Genomic DNA, 6722 nt, shown 5'->3' with positions numbered 1-6722 from the left:
TACTGTGGGCCAACATTCGTCGTATTCTCAAATTCTGCTAACTCAAACAGCTTCTTAGAGTTGGTTGTCAGCTGGTAGTTGATGGTTGTTAGTGCTTCGTGCGTAATTGTTGGTGCGTAGTTGGTTGATGTCGTTCAGCACGGCCAGCTGTGGCGTGGGCTTTAGCCCGCTGCCCCTCATCTGCCCCAGAATACTTAGAAGCACCACAAAATCTTTTTCTACTTCCTATATCCAATGACTATCAACCAACAACTACCAACTGATAACTAAGCAAATACCATCAACCAACAATCAAACAAGCACTAACAACTAACAACCAGCAACTAAAGACTATATTCGGTATCCGTATACCGCCGTTACCCGCTCTGCCCATGCGTTTGCTCCGCGACTTGAAGCTCGATGAAGTATTCGTCCTCGACATCGAAACCGTGCCTTGCGTGGGCCAGCACGACGACCTGCACGACATGCTCAAGGAGCTGTGGGAGCACAAATGCCACGCCCTGCGCCGCGAAAAAGGCTGGATTTCGCACCACGACCATATTGCGCCCCTGCCCGATACCTTGCACGCGGCGGCGTTGTTTGAGCAGGCGGGTATTTACGCCGAGTTTGGGCGGGTGGTCTGCATTTCGGTGGGACGGTTTCGGCACACGCCCACCGGCGAGCTGCGCTTCAGCGTGAAATCCTTCTATGGGCACGATGAGAAGCAACTGCTGCGCGAGTTCAGCGAGGTCATCAGCCACCGGCCGCACTTCCGCCTGTGCGGACACAACGCCAAGGAATTCGACTTGCCGTACATCTCGCGCCGTATGCTCATCAACGGCCTCGAACTACCGCCTCACTTGGATACAGCCGGCAAGAAGCCTTGGGAAATTCCTCACCTCGACACGATGGAGCTGTGGAAGTTTGGCGACCGAAAGTCGTTCACGTCGTTGTCGTTGCTGGCGGCCATGTTCGGCATTCCTACTCCCAAAGACGACATCCAGGGCAAGGACGTGGCCAGGGTGTACTACGAGGAAAACGACCTGCCGCGCATTGCCCGCTACTGCCAGAAGGACATCATCACCACGGCCCGCTTGCTGCTCAAGTTCCGCGGCGACGAGCCCTTCGGCGACGAAGCCGTGCAGTACGCCGACGAAGCCACCGTAATGATGCGCCGCGCCTAACATAATCGGCAGATAATCAAAATAAGTGCTGGAGTAGCCGCGTAGCGGCTGAAGGATTGTAGTCTGTGGTCGGTTCGGGGGCGCGCCGCGTAGCGGTGCCAGAGGCACTGGCTTATCTGACATTGGTACGCGGCGCGAGGTCGTTTCAGCATGGTTTTCTACAAACCTGAAGCCGCTACGCGGCCATTTGGGTTGAGCAACGCCAGCCTAAAGCAGTTTCGCGGTTGGTGACACATCGTGGCCGGGACGCCTCCTTCCCGGCCACCTTTCCTTGAAGAGAGGAAGCACCAGTCCTGCGCTTGCGTCAGGCTCCCCTCTCCTTGAGGAGAGGGGCCGGGGGTGAGGTCCCGCGGGGCCGGGCCGTGTACACCAACCGCGAAACCGCTTTAAGCAGCACGAAGTCTCCTGCGCAAAAGGAAGGACATACGCGCCGCTCAACCTCGCCATTAATCTGGTTTTTTCGATCAGGATAGCATGATTTAAGGCAATTGGGTGAAATATTACTTTTACGATATGCTCTTCGGAAAACGTTGTTTTTAAGCACTCAAAGCCGTTTTTGCTAGTTTTTATACTCTTTACGGAGCCATTAGGGGCTTCTGCGATATCGTTAGCTGGCTTTGTGGGATGGTGAGTAGGATTTTGAGAATTGGTACTAGGATTTTGGAAAGTCACAAGAGCTTCCGCGCAATTGTGAGATGCTTCCGCGAAGCCGTGAGTTGGCTTCGCGAGACTGTGAGATGCCTCTGCACGACTGCAAGTAGGATTTGTTCTGGGCGAAAATGCCTCCGCGAAGCCGTTAGTTGCCTTCGCGAAGGCGTTAGCTTCCTTCGCAGAACCGCTAGCTTCCTTTGCGAAGCCGTTAGTTCGCGTTGCGGCGGATGAAGAAGGCGGTAGTGCTTCTGCGGTTCCCAATTTCTCTCTGCGAGTGGGCCAGGCGTAGCACCCTTCTCGACTAATGGCCAGGTGGCCCGCACACAACACAACACAACAGTACGGAACGGAGTAAGCACAGTACTAGCGCATGGGCGTCCTACGGCCCGCGTTGCTCGTACTTCTCCTTTTCACTCAGTCGCGGCCCGCGGCTGCTACCCGTGTAGTAATGGCTCCTCAGTTTCTGTTTGCTACTGGCATCGAAAACAGCAATCCTACCATTCAGGGCGGCAAAGTGCGCGTGGATGAGCTGGCGAAGTGCCGCCACTATGATTTCTGGCAGAAGGACTTTGAGCTGGTGCAGGAGCTTGGTATTTGCTTTCTGCGCTACGGTCCGCCCATCCATACCACCTGGCTCGGACCCGGCCGCTACGACTGGAGTTTCGCCGACCTCACGTTTGCCGACCTGCGCCGCCGCGACATCATGCCCATCGTGGACTTGTGCCACTTCGGGGTGCCCGACTGGCTAGGGAATTTCCAGAATCCCGATTTCCCGGTGTTGTTTGCTCAGTACGCCCGCGCCTTCGCGGCGCGCTTTCCGTGGGTGCAGCTTTATACGCCAGTGAATGAAATGTTTATCTGCGCCACCTTTTCGGCCATGTACGGTTGGTGGAACGAGCAGCTGCAATCGGATAGGGCCTTCGTAACGGCGCTCAAATACATCGTGAAGGCCAACATCCTGGCTATGCAGGCCATTGTGGAAGTTCGGCCCGATGCGCTGTTTGTGCAGAGCGAGTCGTCGGAGTATTTCCACGCGGAAAATCCGGCTGCTATTAAGCCCGCCGAGCTGATGAACGCCAAGCGGTTTTTGTCGTTGGACCTCAACTACGGCCGGCGCGTGGATTCGGAGATGTACGAGTACTTGCTCGACAATGGCATGAGCCGCGAGGAGTATCATTTCTTCCTCGGCCACAAGCTCAAGCACCAGTGCATCATGGGCAACGACTACTACAAAACCAACGAGCACCGCGTGAAGGCCGATGGCAGCACTTGCGCCTCGGGCGAAATCTTTGGCTACCACGTCATCACGCGCCAGTACCACGACCGGTACCGGCTGCCCGTGATGCACACCGAAACCAACCTCAACCAAGGCCCCAACGGCGACGAGGCCGTAAACTGGCTGTGGAAGGAGTGGGCCAACGTGCTGCGCGTCCGCAACGATGGCGTGCCCATCGTCGGCTTCACCTGGTACTCCCTCACCGACCAAGTGGATTGGGATTCCGCTTTGCGCGAAGACAACGGCAACGTGAACCCGCTCGGCCTCTACGACCTGGACCGCAACATCCGGCCTGTGGGCGAGGCCTACAAACAGCTCATCCACGACTGGCGGCAAGTGCTGCCCGCCCAGAGCGTGTGCTTGCAAGTGCCCATCGTAATGCCCAGCCAAAGCGACGAATCCTGGGCCCAGAAGCAACGGCAGGAAGCCCGCCAGACGCGCCGCGACCTTTCCACGGCCGGGGCCAATACTGCTTCCATCGAATCTTGAAGCAGCGCCGTAGCGCGAAGCTCCAGCTTCGCGCATCGTTGAACGACAATCGTTGCTACGGTATGGTGCCGCTTGTTCAACATCAGCAACGATGCGCGAAGCCGGAGCTTCGCGCTACCGTGCCCAGCTGGTGTGGAACGGATTTCCGCTCTACTGCCTGCCCTAAACCTTCTTGCCTAACCACTTTATCATGAGATTTAAGGACCGCGTAGTACTCATCACCGGCGGCGCCAGCGGCATTGGCCTGGCAGCGGCCAAACGCTTTGCTGCCGAAGGCGCCCGCTTGGTTCTGGCTGACCACAACGAAGAAAATCTAACCAAGGCCGCGCCGCAAGTGCAGGCAGCCGGCGCCCCTGACGTGTGGACCAGCGTCTGCGACGTGTCGGAAGAAACCCAGGTAGAAGCCACCGTAGCCGGCACGCTGGCCCGTTTCGGCCGGCTTGATGTTATCGTGAATAATGCGGGCCTGATGCAGTTCAAGCCGCTGGAAGAGCTGACCGGCGACGATTGGCGGCGCGTGCTGGGGGTTGATTTGCTGGGCGCGTTTTATTTCATCAAGCAGGCTTTTCTGCACATGAAACCCGGTGGTGCCATCGTCAACGTGTCGAGCATTCACGCCATCGAAACCAGCCCGTTGGTAGGAACTTACGCAGCGGCCAAGGCGGCCGTCAACTCGCTTACGCGCACGGCGGCGCTGGAAGGCAAGGCCAAAGGTATCCGGGTGAATGCCGTGCTGCCGGGCGCCATTGACACGCCCATGCTCTGGGAAAACCCCAACGTGAAAAGCGGCGCGGAAAAAATAGACCCCGCCGATGTAGGCCGGCCCGAAGACATAGCCGCCACCATCGCCTACCTAGCCTCCGACGACGCCGCTTTCGTGCAAGGCGCCGAAATCCGCGTAGACGGCGGCCGCTTGGACCGGCTGTAAGGGCGCGGAATGCTGTTAGGTTGACTAAGAAATACTGGGTGATTTGTTGCGCGGCCGGCTTCAAACGGAAATCGCTCAGCCACATAAAGACGAGTTTGGTAGGCGCTGATGCAAAAGGAGCCGTATGAGGAGCAAACGCTATCTAGATTCACCCCAACTACTTCCCATGAAAACGCACTTCCTTCTCGCCGCCGCGTTGCTCGCTGCCACCGTAACGGCCCAGGCTCAAATAACGCCCACCTCACCGGAACGCCGCGGCTCCCAAAACCAAACCACGGTACCCGCCGCCCCACCATCAAACCCTGGCACTCTCGACCAACGCACGCCCACGACTGCCAACCCCACCCAAACCGGCCCCGGCTCCACCCTCGAACAACCCATTCAGCGCCCCGCGCCCACCATCGAGGGCCGCGTGATGGAACGCAACGGAACGGTCAAGCCCACCAACCCCATCCTCCCCACCGATACGCGCCCCGCGCCTAGAACCACTACTACGCCAGCTCCAGCGTCAACTCCAGCTCCTTCTTCGTCTCAGTATTAGCTTACCGCGGCTACTGCCAGCAACAAAAAGCCCGCTCTAGACAGGAGCGGGCTTTTCGTTTAATGGTCAATGTCATAGCACTTGCTTAGGTTAAATGGCTATGCGAAAACCAACCTTATGCAATGATCAGAAGAGAAATCTCGCTTCTCCTATCTCAGTTCTAAGCTCTCTCTACTCAAGCGGCAGTGAGTTTCGCGCCGAGCTGGAGTAGCAGGTCCCCGAGGTTGCGCAGGCCGGCTTTCAGCTCTTCGTCGGCGTGCACGGCGGCTTGGTTGGTTTGGGAACCCAACATGCTCAATGAGTTGCCAATGGCTTCGGGGTTGAGGACGCCGCTAGTGAGCAAGGATTGTAGGTTGCCGATTTCGCGGCCTACGTCTTGCAAAGCCGGGTCGCCGCTTTGTAGGAGCTTCTGCTGCCAGGTTTCGGTGTTGTCCATGGCGCCACTGATTGGAATGGTGGTGAGGCCGCTTTGCAGAGCGTGAATCGTGGCGTTGAGCAGGTCGTTGATCATAATGGGGGAGAGGGTTACGAGTGAGTAAGGGAAACCGCCGAGCTAGCCGCTAGGTTAATGACCCGCTGTGGCTTCTGAGGCAGCCGGGCCGGCGGCTTTGGTGGTGCGGGCTTTCCGGGGTTTGGGCGGGGCGGCCTCGCCGGGCGCCGGAAACACGGGCGGCACATAGTCAGCCGGAGCGGCGGGCACCAAGGACAGGTCGCGCAAGATGCCGCAGGCCCGGTGGGCGCTAGCTTCCTTGTCTTTTATTTCCAGCATGATGTCCACGTCCAGCCCTTGCAGTTCCCGCAGAAACCCCCGGAACAAGTCCTCTTCAATGGAGCTGACGTGCTTGCCCCGCCGCTCGCCCGGCGACTGAGAGCTGTAATCCATCATCAGCACCCCGTCGCGGACCGGATGCCAAGTGGCCGCCGCCATGCGCAACGCTTCGGCCATGGGTTCGCCGTGGTTGAGGCACTCGTGGTGGAAGTTGTCGAACAGGATGGGCGTACCGGTGGCCGCGTGCAGCCGCAGACAATCCTGGAGGCTAAAGAGCCGGTCGTCGTTTTCGACCACCAGCCGCACCCGCACTTCGGCTGGCAGCGTGTGAAACGTGGCAATAAACCGCTCAATGGCCACATCCCGGTCGCCATAGAGGCCGCCCAGGTGAATTTGGAGCTTGGCGGTGCTATCGAGGCCCATCAAGTCCAGCATCGTGCCCTGGTATACCAACTCCGCAATGCTGCGCTGCACGATGTCGGGGTTGGGCGAATTGAGCACCACGAACTGGTCGGGGTGCAGCGAAATCCGCATGTCGTGCGCCTTGATGTAGTCGCCAATAGCCCGGAACTCCGCCGCGAAGCGCGTTTGCCAGGGGTACGTGTTGATGGGGTGGGAGCCAAACGGCACGATGTCGGAGCTGACGCGGAAGAACAGCAGGCCGTGCGCCACGTTGTATTCCAGAATGCGCTGCAAACAGGCCAGATTAGCCGCCACCGTCTGCTCCAGCCGCTCCTCCGAGTAAGAAGCCAGCCGGAACGTCGCCGACGAAGTACAGTCGAGCGACTGATTGATGCAAGGATACCCAATTTTCATCTTCAGGCTTACGGGCTAGCGCCGCGGTGGGTTGGTAAGCACAAGCTGTGCTGTCATTGCGAGGCGCAGCCGCGGCAATCCTTCCTCTC

Annotated in this window: 6 protein-coding genes; 4 read left to right on the top strand and 2 right to left on the bottom strand. The window is 58.4% G+C overall.

Features of this window, described 5'->3' with window-relative positions; genetic code table 11:
* Positions 1-371 precede the first annotated feature (371 nt).
* The 4 genes from ACYSMN_RS22480 to ACYSMN_RS22465 all read left to right on the top strand — a co-directional run bounded on the left by ACYSMN_RS22480 (position 372) and on the right by ACYSMN_RS22465 (position 5048).
* A complete protein-coding gene (locus tag ACYSMN_RS22480) occupies positions 372-1163 on the top strand; it encodes a 3'-5' exonuclease (protein WP_488926169.1) in 792 nt (263 codons plus the stop codon).
* 1099 nt (positions 1164-2262) lie between these two features.
* Positions 2263-3579, top strand: a complete 1317-nt coding sequence (locus tag ACYSMN_RS22475) for a family 1 glycosylhydrolase (RefSeq protein WP_488926168.1) — start codon at positions 2263-2265, stop codon at positions 3577-3579.
* Positions 3580-3769: 190 nt separating this feature from the next.
* Positions 3770-4507, top strand: coding sequence for an SDR family NAD(P)-dependent oxidoreductase (locus tag ACYSMN_RS22470; RefSeq protein ID WP_488926167.1), 738 nt, complete (start codon positions 3770-3772; stop codon positions 4505-4507).
* 166 nt (positions 4508-4673) lie between these two features.
* Positions 4674-5048 (top strand): hypothetical protein, encoded by a 375-nt coding sequence (locus tag ACYSMN_RS22465; RefSeq protein ID WP_488926166.1) that lies wholly within the window; start codon positions 4674-4676, stop codon positions 5046-5048.
* Between the two features lie 175 nt (positions 5049-5223).
* Here ACYSMN_RS22465 and ACYSMN_RS22460 read toward each other — a convergent pair whose 3' ends face one another.
* Both ACYSMN_RS22460 and uvsE read right to left on the bottom strand, forming a co-directional pair.
* On the bottom strand, positions 5224-5559 hold the full coding sequence (locus ACYSMN_RS22460; protein WP_488926165.1) for a hypothetical protein: 336 nt from the start codon (positions 5557-5559) through the stop codon (positions 5224-5226).
* 54 nt (positions 5560-5613) lie between these two features.
* Complete coding sequence (gene uvsE / locus ACYSMN_RS22455; protein WP_488926164.1) at positions 5614-6633, bottom strand: UV DNA damage repair endonuclease UvsE; 1020 nt, start codon at positions 6631-6633, stop codon at positions 5614-5616.
* Between the last annotated feature and the right edge of the window lie 89 nt (positions 6634-6722).

The organism is Hymenobacter sp. M1-2, assembly GCF_057808495.1.
Note: the sequence above shows the minus strand (reverse complement) of the source record. Positions and strands in the feature narration are given on the sequence as shown.

What these genes read in the sequence shown, in the direction of transcription:
- ACYSMN_RS22460 (WP_488926165.1), bottom strand. Translation starts at nt 5,559, where the DNA reads ATGATCAACGACCTGCTCAACGCCACGATTCACGCTCTGCAAAGCGGC.
- ACYSMN_RS22475 (WP_488926168.1), top strand. Translation starts at nt 2,263, where the DNA reads ATGGCTCCTCAGTTTCTGTTTGCTACTGGCATCGAAAACAGCAATCCT.
- ACYSMN_RS22470 (WP_488926167.1), top strand. Translation starts at nt 3,770, where the DNA reads ATGAGATTTAAGGACCGCGTAGTACTCATCACCGGCGGCGCCAGCGGC.
- ACYSMN_RS22480 (WP_488926169.1), top strand. Translation starts at nt 372, where the DNA reads ATGCGTTTGCTCCGCGACTTGAAGCTCGATGAAGTATTCGTCCTCGAC.
- uvsE (WP_488926164.1), bottom strand. Translation starts at nt 6,633, where the DNA reads ATGAAAATTGGGTATCCTTGCATCAATCAGTCGCTCGACTGTACTTCG.
- ACYSMN_RS22465 (WP_488926166.1), top strand. Translation starts at nt 4,674, where the DNA reads ATGAAAACGCACTTCCTTCTCGCCGCCGCGTTGCTCGCTGCCACCGTA.